Origin of the sequence: Brevundimonas aurifodinae, from assembly GCF_040195595.1 — a bacterium.
Taxonomy (GTDB): domain Bacteria; phylum Pseudomonadota; class Alphaproteobacteria; order Caulobacterales; family Caulobacteraceae; genus Brevundimonas; species Brevundimonas aurifodinae.
On the sequence record NZ_JBEGDD010000018.1, the window covers coordinates 12,106 to 30,823 of the forward strand.

The 18,718-nt window shown below is 69.4% G+C and carries 22 protein-coding genes and 1 other RNA gene; 13 read left to right on the forward strand and 10 right to left on the reverse strand.

What is annotated here, in order from left to right; all coding sequences use genetic code 11:
- The first annotated feature begins 27 nt into the window (after positions 1 to 27).
- From bufB to ABN401_RS15720, 3 genes are read left to right on the forward strand one after another with little or no spacing between them, the layout of a single operon-like run.
- Positions 28 to 888, forward strand: coding sequence for an MNIO family bufferin maturase (gene bufB, locus ABN401_RS15710; protein WP_349685839.1), 861 nt, complete (start codon positions 28 to 30; stop codon positions 886 to 888).
- A complete protein-coding gene (locus tag ABN401_RS15715) occupies positions 881 to 1,669 on the forward strand; it encodes an HvfC/BufC N-terminal domain-containing protein (protein WP_349685810.1) in 789 nt (262 codons plus the stop codon). The genes bufB and ABN401_RS15715 overlap by 8 nt, the downstream gene beginning before the upstream one ends.
- Positions 1,662 to 2,147 (forward strand): DoxX family protein, encoded by a 486-nt coding sequence (locus ABN401_RS15720; protein WP_349685811.1) that lies wholly within the window; start codon positions 1,662 to 1,664, stop codon positions 2,145 to 2,147. Before ABN401_RS15715 ends, ABN401_RS15720 begins: the two co-directional genes overlap by 8 nt.
- 70 nt (positions 2,148 to 2,217) lie before the next feature.
- On the opposite strand, the gene ABN401_RS15725 is transcribed toward ABN401_RS15720, so the two are convergent.
- The 5 genes from ABN401_RS15725 to ffs all read right to left on the reverse strand — a co-directional run bounded on the left by ABN401_RS15725 (position 2,218) and on the right by ffs (position 6,321).
- A complete protein-coding gene (locus ABN401_RS15725) occupies positions 2,218 to 2,874 on the reverse strand; it encodes an NrsF family protein (RefSeq protein WP_349685812.1) in 657 nt (218 codons plus the stop codon).
- Positions 2,864 to 3,403 (reverse strand): sigma-70 family RNA polymerase sigma factor, encoded by a 540-nt coding sequence (locus tag ABN401_RS15730; protein WP_349685813.1) that lies wholly within the window; start codon positions 3,401 to 3,403, stop codon positions 2,864 to 2,866. Before ABN401_RS15730 ends, ABN401_RS15725 begins: the two co-directional genes overlap by 11 nt.
- Before the next feature lie 90 nt (positions 3,404 to 3,493).
- Positions 3,494 to 5,350 carry a DNA polymerase III subunit gamma/tau gene (locus tag ABN401_RS15735; protein WP_349685814.1) on the reverse strand — a complete coding sequence of 619 codons (1,857 nt, stop codon included), beginning with the start codon at positions 5,348 to 5,350 and terminating at the stop codon, positions 3,494 to 3,496.
- A 234-nt stretch (positions 5,351 to 5,584) separates the two neighbouring features.
- A complete protein-coding gene (locus ABN401_RS15740) occupies positions 5,585 to 5,983 on the reverse strand; it encodes a DUF3597 domain-containing protein (RefSeq protein WP_349685815.1) in 399 nt (132 codons plus the stop codon).
- Positions 5,984 to 6,227: 244 nt separating this feature from the next.
- Positions 6,228 to 6,321, reverse strand: an RNA gene (gene ffs, locus ABN401_RS15745) — signal recognition particle sRNA small type.
- A 74-nt stretch (positions 6,322 to 6,395) separates the two neighbouring features.
- On the opposite strand from ffs, the gene nudC reads away from it, so the two are divergent.
- Positions 6,396 to 7,313 carry an NAD(+) diphosphatase gene (gene nudC / locus ABN401_RS15750; protein ID WP_349685816.1) on the forward strand — a complete coding sequence of 306 codons (918 nt, stop codon included), beginning with the start codon at positions 6,396 to 6,398 and terminating at the stop codon, positions 7,311 to 7,313.
- 196 nt (positions 7,314 to 7,509) lie between these two features.
- On the opposite strand, the gene ABN401_RS15755 is transcribed toward nudC, so the two are convergent.
- Positions 7,510 to 8,232 (reverse strand): 3-deoxy-manno-octulosonate cytidylyltransferase, encoded by a 723-nt coding sequence (locus ABN401_RS15755; RefSeq protein WP_349685817.1) that lies wholly within the window; start codon positions 8,230 to 8,232, stop codon positions 7,510 to 7,512.
- A gap of 155 nt (positions 8,233 to 8,387) precedes the next feature.
- On the opposite strand from ABN401_RS15755, the gene ABN401_RS15760 reads away from it, so the two are divergent.
- The gene (locus ABN401_RS15760) at positions 8,388 to 9,116 is read left to right on the forward strand and encodes a c-type cytochrome (protein ID WP_349685818.1); all 729 of its coding nucleotides are present in this window, start codon (positions 8,388 to 8,390) and stop codon (positions 9,114 to 9,116) included.
- Between the two features lies 1 nt (position 9,117).
- Here ABN401_RS15760 and ABN401_RS15765 read toward each other — a convergent pair whose 3' ends face one another.
- Together ABN401_RS15765 and ABN401_RS15770 are read right to left on the reverse strand one after the other, a co-directional pair.
- Positions 9,118 to 9,906 (reverse strand): C40 family peptidase, encoded by a 789-nt coding sequence (locus ABN401_RS15765; RefSeq protein WP_349685819.1) that lies wholly within the window; start codon positions 9,904 to 9,906, stop codon positions 9,118 to 9,120.
- A 72-nt stretch (positions 9,907 to 9,978) separates the two neighbouring features.
- Positions 9,979 to 11,376 carry a leucyl aminopeptidase family protein gene (locus ABN401_RS15770; RefSeq protein ID WP_349685820.1) on the reverse strand — a complete coding sequence of 466 codons (1,398 nt, stop codon included), beginning with the start codon at positions 11,374 to 11,376 and terminating at the stop codon, positions 9,979 to 9,981.
- A gap of 82 nt (positions 11,377 to 11,458) precedes the next feature.
- On the opposite strand from ABN401_RS15770, the gene ABN401_RS15775 reads away from it, so the two are divergent.
- The gene (locus ABN401_RS15775; protein ID WP_349685821.1) at positions 11,459 to 12,316 is read left to right on the forward strand and encodes a tetratricopeptide repeat protein; all 858 of its coding nucleotides are present in this window, start codon (positions 11,459 to 11,461) and stop codon (positions 12,314 to 12,316) included.
- Between the two features lies 1 nt (position 12,317).
- Here the strand turns inward: ABN401_RS15775 and ABN401_RS15780 are convergent, their stop codons facing one another.
- The gene (locus ABN401_RS15780) at positions 12,318 to 12,869 is read right to left on the reverse strand and encodes a DUF4168 domain-containing protein (RefSeq protein WP_349685822.1); all 552 of its coding nucleotides are present in this window, start codon (positions 12,867 to 12,869) and stop codon (positions 12,318 to 12,320) included.
- Positions 12,870 to 13,013: 144 nt separating this feature from the next.
- On the opposite strand from ABN401_RS15780, the gene ABN401_RS15785 reads away from it, so the two are divergent.
- From ABN401_RS15785 to ABN401_RS15810, 6 genes are all read left to right on the forward strand, one after another.
- On the forward strand, positions 13,014 to 13,469 hold the full coding sequence (locus ABN401_RS15785; protein ID WP_349685823.1) for an iron-sulfur cluster assembly scaffold protein: 456 nt from the start codon (positions 13,014 to 13,016) through the stop codon (positions 13,467 to 13,469).
- Positions 13,470 to 13,611: 142 nt separating this feature from the next.
- Positions 13,612 to 13,860 carry a membrane protein insertion efficiency factor YidD gene (gene yidD / locus ABN401_RS15790; RefSeq protein ID WP_349685824.1) on the forward strand — a complete coding sequence of 83 codons (249 nt, stop codon included), beginning with the start codon at positions 13,612 to 13,614 and terminating at the stop codon, positions 13,858 to 13,860.
- Positions 13,857 to 15,776, forward strand: a complete 1,920-nt coding sequence (gene thrS, locus ABN401_RS15795) for a threonine--tRNA ligase (RefSeq protein ID WP_349685825.1) — start codon at positions 13,857 to 13,859, stop codon at positions 15,774 to 15,776. Before yidD ends, thrS begins: the two co-directional genes overlap by 4 nt.
- Entirely contained in the window at positions 15,773 to 16,072 is a 300-nt protein-coding gene (locus ABN401_RS15800; RefSeq protein ID WP_349685826.1) for a type II toxin-antitoxin system RelE/ParE family toxin, read from the forward strand. The genes thrS and ABN401_RS15800 overlap by 4 nt, the downstream gene beginning before the upstream one ends.
- The gene (locus tag ABN401_RS15805; protein WP_349685827.1) at positions 16,072 to 16,320 is read left to right on the forward strand and encodes a helix-turn-helix domain-containing transcriptional regulator; all 249 of its coding nucleotides are present in this window, start codon (positions 16,072 to 16,074) and stop codon (positions 16,318 to 16,320) included. The genes ABN401_RS15800 and ABN401_RS15805 overlap by 1 nt, the downstream gene beginning before the upstream one ends.
- Positions 16,321 to 16,387: 67 nt before the next feature.
- The gene (locus tag ABN401_RS15810; protein ID WP_432763575.1) at positions 16,388 to 16,555 is read left to right on the forward strand and encodes a His/Gly/Thr/Pro-type tRNA ligase C-terminal domain-containing protein; all 168 of its coding nucleotides are present in this window, start codon (positions 16,388 to 16,390) and stop codon (positions 16,553 to 16,555) included.
- A gap of 40 nt (positions 16,556 to 16,595) precedes the next feature.
- On the opposite strand, the gene ABN401_RS16385 is transcribed toward ABN401_RS15810, so the two are convergent.
- Positions 16,596 to 17,264 carry an HNH endonuclease gene (locus ABN401_RS16385; protein WP_432763576.1) on the reverse strand — a complete coding sequence of 223 codons (669 nt, stop codon included), beginning with the start codon at positions 17,262 to 17,264 and terminating at the stop codon, positions 16,596 to 16,598.
- Between the two features lie 429 nt (positions 17,265 to 17,693).
- On the opposite strand from ABN401_RS16385, the gene ABN401_RS15815 reads away from it, so the two are divergent.
- A complete protein-coding gene (locus tag ABN401_RS15815) occupies positions 17,694 to 18,695 on the forward strand; it encodes an LLM class flavin-dependent oxidoreductase (protein WP_349685828.1) in 1,002 nt (333 codons plus the stop codon).
- Positions 18,696 to 18,718: the final 23 nt, after the last annotated feature.

Here is an 18,718-nt window from a genome sequence, read left to right on the forward strand (position 1 = left end):
CCCCATCCGGTCGCCGAGGCCCGGCCCATGCCTGCCTTCACTCCCCCCGTAGGCAGCTTGACGGTCGGGCTGGGGCTCAAGTCCCCGCACTATGCCGAAGCCCTGGCGTGTTCGGCGGCCGGACTGTGGTTCGAGATTCATGCCGAGAACTATATGGTGGACGGTGGCGCGCGCCTCGCGTGGCTGGACGCCATCCGTCGAGACAAGCCCCTGTCCATACACGGCGTGGGCCTGTCGCTGGCCAGCGAGGCGCGCCCGGATCCGGACCACCTCGATCGGCTCTGCGACCTGGTCGACGGCCTGGAGCCGGCGCTCGTTTCCGAGCACCTGGCCTGGTCGCGACATGGCGACGTCTATCACCCCGACCTCTTGCCCTTTCCGCGCACGCGCGCGCGCCTGGCCTGCATCGCCGACAACATCGATGAGGTGCAGACCGCGCTGGGGCGTCCGATCCTGATCGAGAACCCCTCCCTGTATCTCGCGCTGCGCGGGCACGAGATGGCCGAGACCGAGTTCCTGACCGAGATCGTCGCCCGCTCCGGCTGCGGCCTGCTGCTCGATGTGAACAACGTCCACGTCACGACCCACAACCTGGGCGGCGACGCCCGCGCCTACATCGACGCCCTGCCTGCCGAGGCGGTGGGAGAGATCCACCTGGCCGGCCATGCGCCGGACGAGCGCCTGGGCGACGCCCTGCTGATCGACAGCCATGACGCGCCGGTCTCCAATGCGGTCTGGTCGCTCTACGACCACGCTCTGGCGCGGCTCGGACCTCGCCCGACGCTGATCGAGCGCGACGGAAACGTGCCCGACTTCGCCGTGCTCATGGCCGAGCGTGATCGGGCCCTGGTCCACTACGACGCTCAGGGAGCCCGCCTCCATGCCTGAGCAGGCCACCGACGGCTTCGAGGCCGCCTTCCACGCCATGCTGTCGGGAGACACAGCCGCGCTTGACGGATGGCTGGCCCCTGACGGTCAGGATCGGTCGGTCGTCGATGTCTATCGGAACTCGGTCGTGAAGGCCCGGCTGGATGCGCTGGAGGCCCTCTACCCCACCGTGGCGCGCCTTGTGGGCCGCGACTGGTTCAGGGCGGCGGGCGCGGAATTCGCGCATGGCTCGCCGCCCGTCGACCCGGTCCTGGACACCTTCGCCGAGGACTTTCCCGATTGGCTGGCGGGCTTTCCTCCGGCGCACGACCTGCCCTATCTGGCCCCCGTCGCCCGGATCGATCGGGCATGGATGCGAGCCCACACAGCCGCCGACGCGCCCGTGCTGTCGAGCGCGATGGTCGCCGCCATGCCGCCGGCGCGGCTGTTCTCCTCGACGGCGCGACTGCACCCGTCGACCACCCTGTTCTGGTTCGACTGGAGCGTGGTTTCGATCTGGATCGACAACCAGCCGGACGCCGAACCCGACGAACCGATGGTCTGGGAAGAACGGCCGGAAGGTCTGCTGATCGTCCGGGCCGGCCACGGCGTGATCTGGCGGCGCCTCGCGCGGCCCGAATGGGCCTTCCTCGCCGCTTGTCGCGACGGCCACGACCTCGGCCGGGCCGCGCGCGACGCCTTCGCGGCCGACCCCGCCGTGACCCTTTCGACCCTGTTCGCCGGGCTGCTGTCCGCCCGAGCCTTCTCGACCCTTCATCCGGAGATCCAGAACGATGTCTGAAACCGCCATGACCGCAGAAGCCACACCCCGAACCGGCGCGACCGGCCTTCTGGCCCCCGTGGACGCCGCTGGGCGAGCGTTCGGTCGCCTGGTCCCGGACTGGCTGGTCGGCCTGACCGCCCGGACCGGCATCGCGGCGGTGTTCTTCCTCTCAGGCCGGACCAAGGTGGAGGGCGTCCTCGATGTGTCCGACACCGCCTTGTTCCTGTTCGCCGAGGAGTACCGGCTGCCTCTGATCCCCAGCGATGTCGCCGCCTATCTGGCGACCTATGCCGAGCATCTGTTTCCGATCCTGTTGGTGCTGGGCCTGTTCACAAGGGTATCGGCGTTGGCCCTGCTGATCATGACGGTCGTGATTCAGGTGCTGGTCTATCCGGCGGCCTGGGCGACCCACCTGGTGTGGGCCGGGCTGCTGATCTATCTGATCCGGAACGGTGCCGGCACTCTCAGCCTGGATCGCCTGCTCCGCATGGGCTGAAGCGGGGTCCGCCGCGACATCCGCGCGTCGAGCGCGGTCGTCGCGGCCCTGGGCTGTGATCGGGCCGGAACTACCAGCGAAGGACCCAGCGACCCAGGGCTCCACCCAGCAGGCCGGATGTCACGATGCCCAGGCTGTACCAGGTCGCGACGAAGGTGGCGGTGATCTCCGCGCAATAGAGACCATAGGCCGAGGCGGCGACGGCCCCGGCGACGATGCCGGCGGCAAGGCCCGCCATCGTCGGACGAGCCGGAGCCAGTCTGCGCGCGGCGAAGAAGACGAAGGGCGTCGCCACCAGGCTGATCGCCCCGACGCGCAGCGAACACTGGGTCCACGACTGGCCGAGAAGTGAGTCGAGCCGCGATGCGTCACCCAGCCCGGCCTGCTCCCAGGCCACCAGGCCGATCACCAGCAGGGCGACCGCGCCGAGGCCGATCACCGGGCCCCGGACCGGCGCGCCCGGCTGACCCAGGCGCAGCATCAGCCAGCCCGCGAACCCCGCGACCGACAGGGCATAGACCTGACGCAGGAGGAAGGCCGGTTCGTCGACGACGGACGCCAGATCCGGACGCGGCCCAAGCGTCATCCAGACCACGATCGCAGACGCCACAAGGGCCAGTCCGGCGCAGAGCGCCGCGCGCCGGGCCGGTCTGTGCTCGGGGATCGGGCGAGCCCCGGCGGCCAGCCGGTCGATCAGGTCTTCGGTGTTCAGGGGTTCAGGTCTCACGATCGGTCACTCGGTTCATCAGGGCCTTCATGGCCCTGTGCAGGCTGACGCGCGCCGCCCCCTCCGACAGGCCCGCGCGCTCTCCGGCCTCGGCCAGGCTGTAGCCCGACAGTTTCACATCCTTGACCAGGGCCTGCTGTCGGGCGGGCACGGTCGACAAGAGGCGGTCGAGATCGTGACGGACAGCGCCGTCCTCGACCCCGTCGACCTCAAGCGACAGGTCGTCGACCATGGGCACGAACCTCGCCCGCCCCGTCCTGCGCAGGTGGTCGATCAGCTTGTAGCGCGCGATCGTGTAGCACCACGACGTCACCGGATCGGCCCGCCGCCAGGTCTCGCGTTTGGCATGGACGGCCATCAGGGCTTCCTGCACCAGATCCTCGACATCGGCGTCGCCGTGGAACTGGCGCCGCTTGAAATAGGCGTGAAACGCAGGGCGCAGAAGGCCGAGGAACTCGCGCCAGGCGCGCGTGTCCCCATCCAGCCCCCCGATCATGAGCGGCTTCAGCCGTGCTTCCAGCGTGTTCACACGCCCCCCTATTCGGCCCGGCGACTCAAATGTTACGCCGTCGCGGGTCCGAGGGTTTCTCCGTCAATCAACGCGGGACACGTCGCGCCCTCAATCCTCGTCCCCCACCTCATCCGGGATGACCGGCATCTCGACCACCGGGGCGAGCGTCTTGATCTCGCCCAGCACCGTACCGGGAAACGCGTCCATCACCGCCTGGACGAAGGGGTCGGCCTCGACCTCGGCGCGGAGGGCCTGGGCGGCCTTCTTTTCCTGTTCGATCAGGGTCTCGCCGCCGCCCTGGCCGTTGGCGATGACGAACCACTGGCGGCCGGTCCATTCCTTCAGACGGCCTGCGAGGCGGGTGGCGAGGTTGGCGGGGGCGCCCGGGGCGGGCTCGAACGTCAGCTGGCCGGGCTTGAAGGCGACGGGGCGGACGTAGCGTTCAACGTCCATCTTCAGCGCGATCTCGCGCCGCTCGCCGATCAGGGCGACGACGGCCTCGAAGCTCTGGGGGTCGGGCGGGCTCGGCTGGGCCGACGGGCGGGCGGCGAGCTGGGCCGAGGCGCCGCCACCTCCCGCGCCGCCGCCGCGCGACGGGCCGCCGCTGGAACCGCCGCCGGTCAGGTCGCCGGATTGCAGTTTCTTCAGCGCCTCCTCTGGCCCCGGCAGGTCGGCGGCGTAGGCGAGGCGGACGATGGCCATCTCGACGGCGTCGGCGGGGCTGGGGGCGCGGCGGACCTCGTCGAGGGCCTTCAGAAGCATGGACCAGGCGCGCGACAGGGTGCCGGCCGAGACCGCCGCGCCCATGGCCGCCAGTCGCTGGGCCTGGTCGTTCGGCAGGCGGGTGGCGTTGGGACCCAGCATCTTGGCGACCGAGGCGGCGTGGCAGTGTTCCAGCAGGTCGTTGGTGACCTGGACCGGGTCGGCGCCATAGCCATAGAGGGCGCGGAAGGTCTCCAGCGCCTCGGGCGTGCGGCCGGCCATGATCTGTTCGAACAGCTGGATGGTCTGGCTGCGGTCGGCGAGGCCCAGCATGTCGCGCACGACGTCGGTGGCCACGGGTTCGCCGCGCTCGCCCTGCACCAGCGCCTGATCGAGCAGGGAGAGGCCGTCGCGGACCGAGCCCTCGGCGGCGCGGGCGATCAGCGCCAGGGCGTCGGCCTCGACCTTCATGCCCTCCTTGTCGGCGATGCGGGCCAGGTGTTCGACCAGGATCTCCGGCTCGACGCGGCGCAGGTCGAAGCGCTGGCAGCGGCTGAGGATGGTGACCGGGACCTTCCTGATCTCGGTGGTGGCAAAGATGAACTTGGCGTGGGGCGGGGGCTCTTCCAGCGTCTTCAGCAGGGCGTTGAAGGCCTGGTTGGAGAGCATGTGGACTTCGTCCAGCACATAGACCTTGTAGCGGGCCTCGACCGGGGCGTAGCGGACGCTTTCCAGGATGTCGCGGATGTCGTTGACGCCGGTGTGGCTGGCGGCGTCCATCTCCATGACGTCCATGTGCTGGCCGGCCATGATCGCCGCGTCGTGGCGGCCCAAGGGCGTCAGCTCCAGCGAGGGGCGGTCGATGGTCTCGGTCTCGTTGTTGAGCGCGCGGGCGAGCAGGCGGGCGGTGGTCGTTTTTCCGACCCCCCGCACGCCGGTCAGCATGAAGGCGTGGGCGATGCGGCCGGTGGCGAAGGCGTTGGTCAGGGTGCGCACCATCGCCTCCTGCCCGATCAGGTCCTCGAAGGTGCGGGGGCGGTATTTGCGGGCGAGGACTGTATAGGCGGCCCCGTCGTTCTGGTGCGCCTCGGACGGCGGTTCGACCGGGGCGGGCGCGGCTTTGGGGGCCTCGGCCGCTGGGGCAGGCGCGGGCGCGCCGAACATGTCGTCGGTGTTCTCGTCGCGCACATGCTCTGACGACTCTGGGGCGTCGTCGTCCTCCGCCCAGGGCGGATCGCCGGAATCAAGGTCGACGTCGGTCATCGGGCGAGGTTAGCGCGGGAGGGGGATCGTGCGCGACTCCTTAAGAGCTCGGCCGCAGGCCCATCAGCGGTTCATCACGGCGATCACGGCGGATCACAGCGGTCACGGCGGAAGCATCGTCGCGGCTACGCACGGGGTCCCGCTGTGATCGGCGTGGCCTTGTTTCGCTGTGACCGCTGTGATGAAACTGGAAAAGGCACGGCCAGAGATTGATTGGGCCTGCGGCCCGATCTGTCACGGCGTCATGTCGCGGGGCAGTTGACCGCCGTTGTCGATGATCTTCTGGATGACCTGCTTGTGCAGCCAGATGTTCATGCTGGCGCTGTCGGATTTGTCCCCGGTGTAGCCGAGCTCGTCGGCCAGCTCCTTGCGCTCGGCCAGGCTGCTTTCCAGGCCGATCAGCTTCATCAGGTCGACGATGGAGGTGCGCCAGTTCAGCGTCTGGTCCCGCTGCTCGTTCATGAAGTCGAGGATGCCGGCGACATCGACGGGCTGAGGCGGTTGGGGCGCCGTGGCGACGGCGGCGGTGACGGGGGGCTGGGCCGGGGTCGCGGTCGGGGTCGGTGCAGGTGCGGCGGGGGCGTCCTTCTTGCGATTGAAGATGCCGCCGAGAATCTTGCCGAGAATGCTCATGTCACCGCTCCGGTTGAGGTCGGCACAGGAGCGGTCTCGCGCGGTGAAGGTTCCGCCCAATCCTCACCCTTAGGGGGAGGTGGCTCCGTAGCGCAGCGAAGGAGACGGAGGGGGCCTGCTCCACACGGCGATCTCTGCGGTTGGCCCCCTCCACCGCTTCGCGGTCCCCCTCCCCCTACGGGTGAGGATTACTCGCGCTCAAGCAGCGAGGCTCCGCGCGTCGAGCGGTAGCGCTAAAGAAAGGAGCGGTGGAGACCGCGACCCGAAGGGGAATTCGTTGTGGCTGCTGCCTTCCGGCCCTGACCAGATTGGCGAAGCCTTCGCCCGCGATCTCCGCCCCCCATATCGCGTCCCCGCGCGGCGAGATCAAGGCCCCCTCCCCGGCGGGCGCGAACGCCGCTAGGAAGCGGCCATGGCCCTCCCCGTCCTGAACACCTTCGCCGGCAATCCGCTGGACCGCGCCGGAGACCGGCGAAACGACCCCGACTGGCTGGCCGAACAGGCCGCCAATCCCGAGGCCCTGGCCATGGTGCTGTGGGACGGGCGGCCGTTGCTGGAGGATCATGCCGAGGGTCCGCGCCTGGCCTGGGTCGCGCTGAGCCACGCCCGCGATCTGGTGGGCGATCCGGACCGGGAGCTGTTCCTGGGTCTGTGGAAGGGCGCGCCGGTGTTCGCGGTCGAGGTCACCGGCCCGGCGGACCCGGCGGCGGGCCCGATGGCGGGGCTGGGAGTCTTCACCGAACTGCGCGAGGCGGCGGCGGTACTGTCGGGAGCGGACGCGGCGATGGCGGGTGGGGCCAAGAGCCTGTTCGACTGGCGGCGGCGGCACGGGTTCTGCGCCAACTGCGGCCACGCGACCGACAGCATCTGCGGCGGCTGGAAGCGATCCTGTTCGAACTGTCAGGCCGAGCATTTCCCGCGCGTCGACCCGGTGTCGATCATGCTGCCGGTGTTCGGCGACCGATGCCTGCTGGGACGTCAGGCCAGCTGGCCGGCGGGGCGGATGTCGGCGCTGGCAGGCTTCATCGAGCCCGGCGAGACCATCGAGGAAGGCTGCGCGCGCGAGATCGCCGAGGAGGCCGGGCTGACGGTGACGACGGTCCGGTACCACTCCAGCCAGCCGTGGCCGTTCCCCTCGCAGCTGATGATCGGCCTGATCGCGCAGGTGTCGGACGACCAGGCGACGCCGGACCAGACCGAGCTGGAAGAGGTGCGCTGGTTCACCCGGGACGAGGCGCGGGCGGTGCTGGCGGGGAGCCATGAGGTGAAGGCCCCGCCGAAGTTCGCGATCGCGCGGACGCTGCTGGAGGCATGGGTGGAAGGCGAGTGATCAGGGATCAGGGATTGGGGAGAGGTTGCGTCCTTCTCCCTCCCCCTCGGGGGAGGGTCCTCGCGCAGCGAGGGGGTGGGGGCGGCAAGGCAGGGAAAGACAAGGCAAGCCCTGAAGTTGTGTCGCCTTGCCCGCCCCACCCGGTCTCCGCTTCGCTACGACCACCCTCCCCCGAGGGGGAGGGAGAAATCCCGCGTCACACCATCCCCCGCGCCGCCTCCAGGTCCGCCGGGTTGTCCACCGAAATGGGGGCCTGATCCACCGTCGCGGCCCAGATGGACAGGCCGAGTTCCAGGGCGCGGAGCTGTTCCAGCTTCTCGCGCTTCTCCAGCGGCGACGGCGGGGCGGCGCAAAAGCGTTTCAAGGCGTCCCGGCGGTAGCCGTAGACGCCGATGTGGCGCCAGACGGGGCCGTCGCCGTAAAGGGTCGAGCGGGTGAAATAGAGGGCGCGGGCGTGGCGGTCGCCGTCCTTCAGCGCCAGGACCGCCTTCACCACATCGACGTTGGCGCGGTCGGACGGGTCGAGCTCGGGCGCGACCAGGGTGGCGATGTCGCAGGACGGCTCGCCGTGCAGCAGGGCCGCGCAGGCCATGGCCAGACCCGGATCGGCGAAGGGCATGTCGCCCTGCAGATTGATGACGGCGTCGTATTCGCCGTGAGGGTCGAGTGTGTTCAGCGCGGCCAGGGCGCGGTCCGAGCCGCTGGGAAGCGCGGGATCGGTCAGGACGGCGCGACCGCCGACCGCCTCGATGACTTTGACGATCTCTGCATCGCCGGCGGCCACGGCGACCGGCAGGCCGGAAGCGGCGGCCTGTTCCCAGGCGCGCACGATCATGGGCTTGCCGCCGATATCGGCGAGCGGTTTGCCCGGCAGGCGGGCTGCGGCCATCCGCGTCGGGATCAGGATCAGGGGCGTCATTCGTGCGTTTCCCGATATGCGACTTCAAGGGCGCGGACGCAGCCGCGCGGCCGGTTGCGAAGGCGGCGCTAGCGTGTCAGAGACCGCCCCGCAAGACATTCGCCCGTTTCGCCTCCCCGCGGCACGGGCCTCAGAGACGGGATGCGACGACGCGTATGAGCGGCGATCTGAAGTGGAACAAGATCATGGGCGCGGGTCTGGGAACGGCCTTCGCCGTCCTGGTGCTGCAGCAGGTTTCGGGCGCGGTCTATGCGCCTGAAGAGCCCGAGAAGATGGGCTATTTCATCGATGTTCCGGAAGAAGCTGCGGCCGGTGGGGCCGAGGAAGTCCTGCCGCCCGACTGGGGCACGCTGCTGCCCGTCGCCGATCTGGCCGCCGGTGAGGCCGCCTTCGCGCGCTGTCAAGCCTGCCACACCATCAACGCCGGCGGGGCCAACGGCATCGGACCGGCCCTGTACGGCGTCGTGGGTCGTTCGGTCGGCGCCCATCCCGGCTTCGCCTTCTCGGAGGCCATGGTGGCGCACCGGTCGGTCGATCCGACCTGGTCTCTGGACGCGCTGGACCAGTTCATCAACGCCCCGGCCCGCTATGTCGACGGCACCAAGATGTCGTTCGCGGGCCTGCGCGACACCACGGCCCGGGTGAACCTGATCGCCTATCTGCGCAGCCAGGGCTCGGAAGGCTTCGCCATCCCCGCGCCCGATCCGGCGCGTCAGCCGGGCGGAGAGACCGACGGCGCGACGCCGGGCACGCAAGACACGGTGCCGGTCGATCCGACCGTCCCGGGGGTCGTTCCCGAGGCCGCCGATCCCAATGCGCCGGTCGTCCAGCCCGGCAACATCGCCCCTCCGGCTGCCGACAGCGCGACGCCGCCGAACAGCTGAACTAGACGACGCGCCTGAAGACCGCTGGCGCGAAGCCGTCGGACAGGCAGCGGGCGTCGGCCGCCGCCAGGGCTTCGACGACCACCGCGCCGTGGAACCCCGTGGCGTGGATGAGAGTGGCTTCGTCCAGCATGATCGCCGAATGGCCTGTCCAGCTCTGACCCTCGACCCGGCTCAACCAGATCACCAGGTCGCCGCGACGGGCATCGTCGCGATCGACGGCATGGCCCAACTGGGCCTGTTCATGGGCGCGGCGCGCGCCGGACAGGCCGCAGGCCAGCAGGGCCTGCTGAACCAGGCCGGAACAGTCCGTGGCGATCGACGAGCGCGCGCCAAGGGCGTGGGGCGTGCCGATCAGACGCTGGGCGACCGTGACCGGATCGCGCTCGAAGTCGCCTATGGGGCGCAGACGCAGATCCGGCTCCGACGGATCGGTGACCAGGGCATTCAGCGGCAGGTCGGCGTCGACGGCCGAGACGCTGTGGGTGGGGCGCAGGGTGCCGGGCGCGAGGACGGTCAGATCGACCCAGCCGACGACGCCATCGCGCCGGGCCTGGCCCCAGGCGCGGCCGTCGCGGTGTTCCAACACATCGAAGGCCTCGCCGAACAGCAACTGGTCGATGCGCTCGGAGGCCGCGTCGGCTTCGGCGTGGATGTCGGCGACGGGTGCCCGCAGCCGCATGGCCGTGGTCGCCCGATAGCGGTCGGCGCGGACCAGCCCCTCCAACGCCAGGGCGGCGAGGTCGTGACGGGCCAGCAGCGGCCGGGCGGGAACGGACAGGTCGGTCAAGCGAAGGCCCTGACGATTGGACAGACACACTGAACGTCGAAGGCGAAAATCCCGTTAAGGCGCGGACCTGAATCAGGTTTTTCCGTAACGCGCCTTCAGCATCGCATAGGCGGCGCGCAAGCCCTGCGCCTCGCCGCCCTCGGGCCAGCCGGGGCGGCCCCGGCTGTTCCAGGCGAAGACGTCCAGATGGGCCCAGACGCCGGTGGTCGGGGCGAATTTCTGCAGGAACAGGGCGGCGGTGATGGATCCGCCCTGGGCCCAGCCGGCGCTGTCGTTGCGCACATCGGCCAGATCGCTGTCGATCGCGGCGCGGTAGCCGGGCCAGAGCGGCATGCGCCAGAGGGGGTCGCGGACCTCGGCAGAGGCCGCCAGCAGATCGGCGGCGAGAGCCTCGTCGTCGGTATAGAGCGGAGGAAGGTCCGGCCCGAGGGCCACCCGGGCGGCGCCGGTCAGGGTGGCGAAATCCAGCGTCAGGCCCGGCGAATGTTCGGCCGCGCGGGTCAGGGCGTCGGCCAGGATCAGCCGGCCCTCGGCGTCCGTATTGCCGATCTCGACCGTCAGGCCCTTGCGGGTCGAGAGGATGTCACCGGGCCGGAAGGCGTCGGCGGAAATGGCGTTCTCGACCGCGGCGACCAGTACGACCAGCCGCACGTCCAGCCCGGCCTGCATGACCAGACGGCCCAGCGCCAGGGCATGGGCCGCGCCGCCCATGTCCTTCTTCATGTTGCGCATGCCGGCGGCCGACTTGATGTCCAGCCCGCCCGAGTCGAACGCCACCCCCTTGCCCACCAGGGCGATCAGGGGCCGGTCGGCGCGATCCAGGTTCCAGCCGATCTCCAGGATGCGGGGCGCGCGATGCGGCGCGGCGGCGCGGCCGACGGCGTGGATGGCGGGATAGTTCTGTTCCAGCAGGTCGTCGCCGGTGACCACTGCGATCGTCGCGCCGTGGGCCTCGGCGATCTCGCGGGCGATGGTCTCCATCTGCAGCGGGCCCATGTCGGCGGGCGGGGTGTCGACCATCTCGCGAGCCAGGGCGCAGGCGGCGGCGATGCGAGCGGCCTCCCCGGTGTCGAAACCCTCGGGCGCGACCAGACGGACATCGGCCACGTCCTTCCTGGCTTTGTAGCGATCGAAGGCGTAGCGGCCGAGCAGGAAGGCCAGGGCCGCCGGGCGGGCGGCGTCGGCATCGAGGTCCAGCCGGTAGAGGCCGGTCGGCAGTTTGGCCGACAGGGCGCGGGCGCTCATGGGATCGAAGGTCTGGCCGACGCCGACCAGCACCCGATCGACGCCGCCGTCGGCATCGGGGACCGCGAGAACCTGCCCGGGCCTGCCCTTGAACCCCATCCGTTCGGCCCAGGACCGGGCGCCCGGCGCGATCTCGCCGTCCGGGCCCACGAAACGGATCGGGGTGGCCGACGCGGCCTCCGGTGCATCGGTGGCGACGATGGGATCGGGTGACAGGACGGACATGTCGGGCCTTTGTCAGATTAACCAATGCTTGACGCGAACCACGGACTCTGGAGCGCGTCAGACATCCGGATCGGTCCGCACCATGTCGCTGAACGGCGTCAGAACCTCAATCCTAATCGCCGCCCTCGGGGTCGCCGTGGCCTCGCCGACGCTGGCCCAGACGGCTCAGGGCGCGGCGCAGGCCCAGGCCGCCCAGCCCGTCGCGCCGGCACCCCGCCAGCCCGCCTCGGCCGAGGAGCGCGCCGCCTACAACCGGCTGGACCCGCTGGCCCGCTCGGTCTTCTGGTCGCGCGAGATGGAGGTCAATCCGCTGGACCCCGTCGCCGGGGTCGAACTGGCCGAGGCCCTGCGTCAGCTGGGCCAGCATGAACAGGCCGCTCAAACCGCGCGGCAGGTGCTGACGCTGCAGCCGGCCAACATCGAGGCCATGCTGGAAGCGGGCCGGGCCGAGATCGCGCGGGGGCAGGCCTTCTATGGCATCCAGCCGCTGGAACAGGCGCGGGACCTGGCCCCGAACGACTGGCGGCCGCTGTCGCTGCTGGGCGTGGCCTATCAGCAGGTGCGCCGGGCCGAGGACGCGCATGCGGCCTGGCACAGCGCCCTGGCGATATCGCCCGACAATCCGAACATCCTGACCAACGCCGGCATGGCGCTGGCCACCAGCGGCGACGCCGCCGGGGCCGAGGCGATGCTGCGTCGGGCCGTGGCCCAGCCGACCGCGACGCTGCAGATGCGGCTGAACCTGGCGATGACGCTGGGGCTGCAGGGCAAGATGTCCGAGGCCGAGCAGATCATCCGGCGCGACCTGCCGCCCGAGGCGGCCGAGCGGAACCTGCAATGGCTACGGGCCCAGGGGCAGGGTCGAGCCCTCGCCACGACGGCCGTTTCGCCGTCCGACCAGGCCTCGGCCCGCACCTGGGGCTCGCTGCAGACCCCCTAGATCAGCCGCGCTGGGCGTCCGCCAGCCGCACCCGGGCGCGCAGGTGAGCGTCCTGGGACACGGCGGTGGCGATCTCGTTGAACCGGTCGGTCGAAAGACCCGAGGCCGAGACGGCGGCGGCCATGGCGGCGGCCTGTTCGGTCGTGGGCGTCGAGCCGTCGGCCGGAGCGGCGGCGCGGACATTGACCATGGCGGACGAGAATTGTTCGACCTCGGCGTCGGTCACCCCGGCCGCGACTGAACCGGGCACCGGCTCCGGAGCGTCCAGCAGCGCCAGGCGGGCCTGAAGCACGGTGTCGGTCGAGACCGTGGTCGCCAGGGCATTGAACTCGTCAGGCGTCAGGCCGGAGGCCTCGACGGCGCTGGCCATGGCGGCCTGCTGTTCGGCGTTCGGAGCCGATCCGTCGGTCGGGGCGGCGGCGCGGACATCGACCATGGCCGAGGCGAAGGCTTCCAGCTGGGCGTCGGTGTAGGTCGTCTGGATCGCGGCGAAGGCGGGCGCGGCGGCCAGGACGGCGGCGGCGGAGACGGCGGCGATCAGGGTGAGGCGCATGGGAATTCCTTGTCGTTTCAACACACAGGCGTCGGGGAAGCGCGGACGCTAGTCAGCCAGGGACCCGCTGCCAAATCACCCCTGCTGAAATCCGCGTGATCGGCACCGCTTTTCCGGACCGGTCCAGGAGCCTATATCGGGGCCATGATCGACGACCTCTACAGCGCACGGATCCTGACGCTGGCGGCCAACCTGCCCCATGCGGGACGGCTGGCCTCGCCCGAGGGCACCGGCGAGCGGGTGGCGAAACTGTGCGGGTCGCGGGCGACCGTGGATGTCGTGCTGGACGATCAGGGCAGGATCGCCGACTTCGCCCAGGACGTGAAGGCCTGCGCGCTCGGTCAGGCCGCCGCCGGTGTGCTGGGCGAGAGCGTGATCGGCGCGACGGTCCAGGACCTGACCGAGGCGCGCGACGCCATGGCGGCCATGCTGAAGTTCGGCGGCGAGGGCCCGTCCGGCCGGTTCGAGGGGCTGCGGGTGCTGAAGCAGGTCGCGGACTATCCGGCGCGGCATGCCTCGACGATGGTCGCGGTGGAGGCGACGCTGGAAGCGGTGCAGGCCGCGCAGGCCGCCCGAACCAGACTCGCCGGCGCGGCTTGAACTCTCTTCTCCGCTCATCCCGGCGAAAGCCGGGACCCAGTGCTTTCGTGAGGCATTGCGCCGGATCGCGAGCGTGGGCTACCCGCACAATCATCGCCCAAAGAACTGGGTCCCGGCTTTCGCCGGGATGAGCGGCAAGATCATGAGTTCAGGCTCCCTCTATGAACGCGGCGTCCGCGCGGCCCATCGGGGCTACAAGCTGACGCTGAGCCCCGTCTTCGGACAGTCGTGCCGGTTCCTGCCGACCTGTTCGGACTATGGCCGCGACGCCCTGATCCAGCACGGCCTTCGCAAGGGCGGCTGGCTGACCGTGCGGCGACTGTGTAGATGCCACCCCTTCGGCGGTTCGGGATACGACCCGGTCCCGCCAGTCGAGACCGAGACCCCATGATCCAGCTGACCTTTCCCGACGGTGCCACACGAGACTATCCGGCCGGTTCGACCGCGCGCGACGTGGCCCACGCCATCTCGCCTTCCCTGGCCAAGAAGGCCGTGCTGGCCGAGTTGAACGGCGAGCAGCGGGACCTGAACCGGGTGCTGGAGACGGGCGGATCGTTCCGCCTGATCATGCGCGACGACCCCGAGGCGCTGTACACCATCCGCCACGACGCGGCCCATGTGCTGGCCGAGGCGGTGCAGAGCCTGTTCCCCGGCACCCAGGTCACGATCGGCCCGGCCATCGAGGACGGCTTCTATTACGACTTCGCCCGCGAGACGCCCTTCTCGACCGACGACTTCGCCGCCATCGAAAAAGAGATGGCGAAGATCATCGACCGGGACGCCAGATTCGAGCGCGAGGTCTGGGACCGTGACGAGGCCATCCTGTTCTTCGAGGCGCGGGGCGAGAGCTTCAAGGCCGAGCTGATCCGCGACCTGCCCGAGACCGAGACCATCACCCTGTACAGACAAGGGGAATGGATCGACCTGTGCCGGGGGCCGCATTTCCCCTCCACCCGCCATGTCGGCAAGGCCTTCAAGCTGACCAAGCTGGCCGGCGCCTATTGGCGCGGCGACAGCAATCGCGAGCAACTTCAGCGCATCTACGGCACCGCCTGGGCGACCAGGGAGGACCTGGACGCCTATCTGAAGCGGCTGGAGGAGGCCGAGAAGCGGGATCACCGCAAGCTGGGCCGCCAGATGGAGCTCTTCCACATGCAGGAAGAGGGCCGGGGCATGGTCTTCTGGCACCCCAAGGGCTGGGTGCTGTGGCAGGTGATCGAGGCCTATATGCGCCGCCGCCTGGACGCCGCCGGCTACGTCGAGGTCAAGACGCCCCAGGTGCTGGACCGCAAGTTCTGGGAGGCCTCGGGCCACTGGGAGAAGTACCGGCCCAACATGTTCGTCTGCGAGACGGTGGAGGGCGAGACGCTGTCGCTCAAGCCCATGAACTGCCCCGGCCACGTCCAGATCTTCGGCATCGGCCAGAGATCCTATCGCGAACTGCCGCTGCGGATGGCCGAGTTCGGGGCCTGCCACCGCTATGAGCCGTCCGGCTCGCTGCACGGCCTGATGCGGGTGCGCGGCTTCACCCAGGACGACGCCCACATCTTCTGCCGCGAGGACCAGATCGTCGAGGAGACGTCGAACTTCATCGCGCTCGCCCGGTCGGTCCACGCGGACCTGGGCATGGAGACGGCCTACATCAGCCTGGGCACCCGGCCCGAGACGCGCGCGGGCTCGGACGAATTCTGGGACAAGGCCGAGGCCCTGATGGCGGAGGCGGCGCGCGCCGCCGGGACCGAGCCGGTCGTCACCGAGGGCGACGGCGCCTTCTATGCGCCCAAACTGGATTTCGTGGTCAAGGACGCCATCGGCCGCGAATGGACCTGCGGCACCATCCAGCTGGACTATGTCCTGCCCGAGCGGCTGGGCGCGGAATACGTCGGCGAGGACGGGGCCAAGCACCGGCCGGTCATGCTGCACCGGGCCATCCTGGGCAGTTTCGAGCGGTTCATCGGCATCATGATCGAGAACTACGCTGGGGCCTTCCCCCTGTGGCTGGCACCTGTCCAGGCCGTGGTGGCGACCATCACCTCGGACGCCGACGACTATGCCCATCAGGTCGCCGCCCGGTTCAAGGCCGCGGGCCTGCGGGTCGAAACCGACCTGAGGAACGAGAAGGTCGGCTACAAGGTGCGCGAACACTCGGTCGGCAAGGTCCCGGTCATCGCCGTCGTCGGCCGCTCCGAGGCCGAGAAGGGCGAGGTGGCGATCCGGCGGCTGGGCTCGCAGGAGCAGACGGTGGTGAGCCTGGACGAGGCGGTGCGGATTCTGACCGAGGAGGCGACGCCCCCGGACCTCAGATGACGCTGGACATCCGTTACACCGACCAGGCGCGCGACTGGATCGACGGACTGCGCGACAGGGTCGCGAGACGTCGCGTGTTCTCTCGCCTGGATCTCCTCGCGGACGGACACTTCGGCGATTGGAGGCCGGTCGGCGAGGGCGTCGGAGAACTGAGGATTCACGCCGGGCCGGGTTATCGCCTATACTTCGCCAGACGCGGTGACATGATCGTCGTCATTCTGCTTGGCGGCGACAAAAGCAGCCAGGATCGAGACATTGCAAAGGCCAAGCGATTGGCGCGGGACCTGGACCTGTGATGGCGACCAAGACCTATCCCTTCGACGTCGTGGATTTCTTCAAGGACGACGAGGATATCGCAGGCTATCTGGAGGAAATGCTCGCGATCGATGATCCGAAAGTCACCGCCCGTGCCGTGGCGACGATCGAACGGGCGAAAAACCTGCCGGAGGACCCATCCCTGGACTTCGCGGGCCGCTTGAACCGGGCCGTCCATGCGCTGGGGCTTCGCCTGGCGGCCGTGCCTGTGGAATCCCGGGCTGCATAGCGGGCGTTGAGATCGTCCCCATCTGCGGGTCGAGCGTGACCTGAGGATCGAGAAGGTCGGGGACAAGGTGCGCGAACACTCGGTCAGCAAGGTCCCGGTCATCGCCGTGGTCGGCAGGTCCGAGGCCGAGAAGGGCGAGGTGGCGATCCGGCGGCTGGGGTCTCAGGAGCAGACGGTGGTCAGCCTGGACGAGGCCGTGCGGCTGTTCACCGAGGAGGCGATGCGCCGGATCTGAAGCGGGGCTGCGACACTCCAGTACGAGGGCAAGGGGTGGTTTAGGCAGCGGCAGACAGAAACCGCTCTAGCCCATCCCAATCTGAACCCCGCCGAGGGTGGAGACGCGGGTTCAAAAGCCCGACCTCTTCGAGCGTGAGCGCCATCCGCCCATAGTTGCAGCCTGAGCATGTAATTTGGATGTTCGAGAGGTCGTTGCCGCCGCCTCGACTGTGCGGGAGTAAGTGATCGAACTGCAGCCACATACACAGCAAGGCAGAGTGACAATCCGCGTTCTTCGCACCCCACGTTGCTACTCCTGGATACGCTCGCACCAGCGCCTTCCGGACATCCGCACTGATGAGGGGGATGTGACAGAACCCACAGTGTCGTCCCTGCTGCCGTATCAACTCCGCCTGCTGCTCAGCGTTTGGCATCCTGACGGCGACCCTCACGGATTTGCTGAGAACCGGGGGGGCGGCAGGGACTGGGCGGTACCGGACATAATCTGCTCGATCAGGGTAGGTTGCGACCGAGCCAAGGAGCGGCGCTACCCAATCCCTTATGGCCGGTTGATTTGCTCGACCAATCATGTGTGCTGCACCGCTGCGGTTTCCGCTCAAGTGAGCCTCAACGGCTAGGCTGAGATAGCCTGCGGCTTCAAAGATTTCGGGGACGGGTTCGCGGAGGCATCGTCGCGGAGCGAGGAAATCTTTGTCTAGCTGTTTCATGGCGGCGCTTCCCGCAGCAGACGGGTGATTGAGATGGACCTATTAACTCCCAGACGAGGGTGATCCAGAAGCCATCTGGAGCTTTGCGCTTTCCTTCAATGGATACGAGGAACTGGGTTCCTTCGAGGCGTCGGCGGCATCAGCGCAGCTTAAGAAGCGCGCCGCGCTTCGCGACATCCGAAACGAACTCTTTTTCGCAGCACGGGCCTCCCGCCATGGCGGCGATGATCGTTTCATCGATGTGTATCTGGAGCTTTTGCCCCTGTTCAGAAAATGGGCGAACACGGGAAAAGGTCGGGTTGACCGGTCCTGACCGAGGCTGCCGAGTGTCCGCTCCCCCTAGCGGCCCTTCGAGGCGTATGCATTTGAGCGGAGGGAGAGGGCGGGTCGCTCCTTATCTGCCCTCCGCCCCGCGCCCATTTGGGTGACATGACCGCCCTCTCCATCCTCGACCTCGCCCCGGTGCCCGAGGGCTCCGACGTCTCCCGTTCCCTCGCCAACACCATAGACCTCGCCCGCCACGCCGAGCGGCTGGGCTATCGGCGGTACTGGTTGGCGGAGCATCACAACATGGCGGGGATCGCCTCGGCGGCGACGTCGGTGGTGATCGGGGCGGTGGCGGCGGCGACGAAGACGATCCGGGTCGGGGCCGGCGGGATCATGCTGCCCAACCATGCGCCGCTGGTGATCGCCGAGCAGTTCGGCACGCTGGCGGCGCTGTATCCCGGTCGGATCGACCTGGGGCTGGGCCGGGCGCCGGGGTCGGACATGGCCACCGCGCGGGCGCTGAGGCGCGATCGGGCGGGCGACGCCGACAGCTTTCCCCAGGACGTGATGGAGCTGATGCACTGGTTCGAGCCGGCGGCCGAGGACCAGCGGCTGCGCGCCAACCCCGGCGAGGGGCAGGACGTGCCGATCTGGATCCTGGGGTCCTCGACCTTTGGCGCCCAGCTGGCGGCGCATCTGGGCCTGGCTTTCGCCTTCGCCAGCCATTTCGCGCCCGGCGACATGATGGCGGCGATCCGCCTCTATCGCGAGACCTTCCGACCCTCGGCGCGGCTGGACCGGCCCCATGTCATGCTGGGCTTCAACGTCTTCGCCGCCGAGACGGACGATGAGGCGCGGCTGTTGTTCACCTCGGTCCAGCAGGCCTTCGTCAATCTGAGGACCGGGCGGCCCGGCAAGCTGCCTGCGCCGGTCGAGGGCTATGCCGAGCGGCTCGATCCGGCCGCGCGGGCCATGATCGATCAGGCCCTGTCATGCTCGGCCGTCGGCGGGCCGGCGACCGTGCGTGACCAGGTGCGGGCGTTCGTGGAGCGCACCGGGGCCGACGAACTGATGATCACCAGCCAGATCTGGGACCACGGCGCGCGGGTGCGGTCGCTGGAGATCCTGGCCGAGGCCTCGGCCGCCTGGGCCAAGGCGGCCTGAGCGCGAGCAAGCGCGGCTGTAAC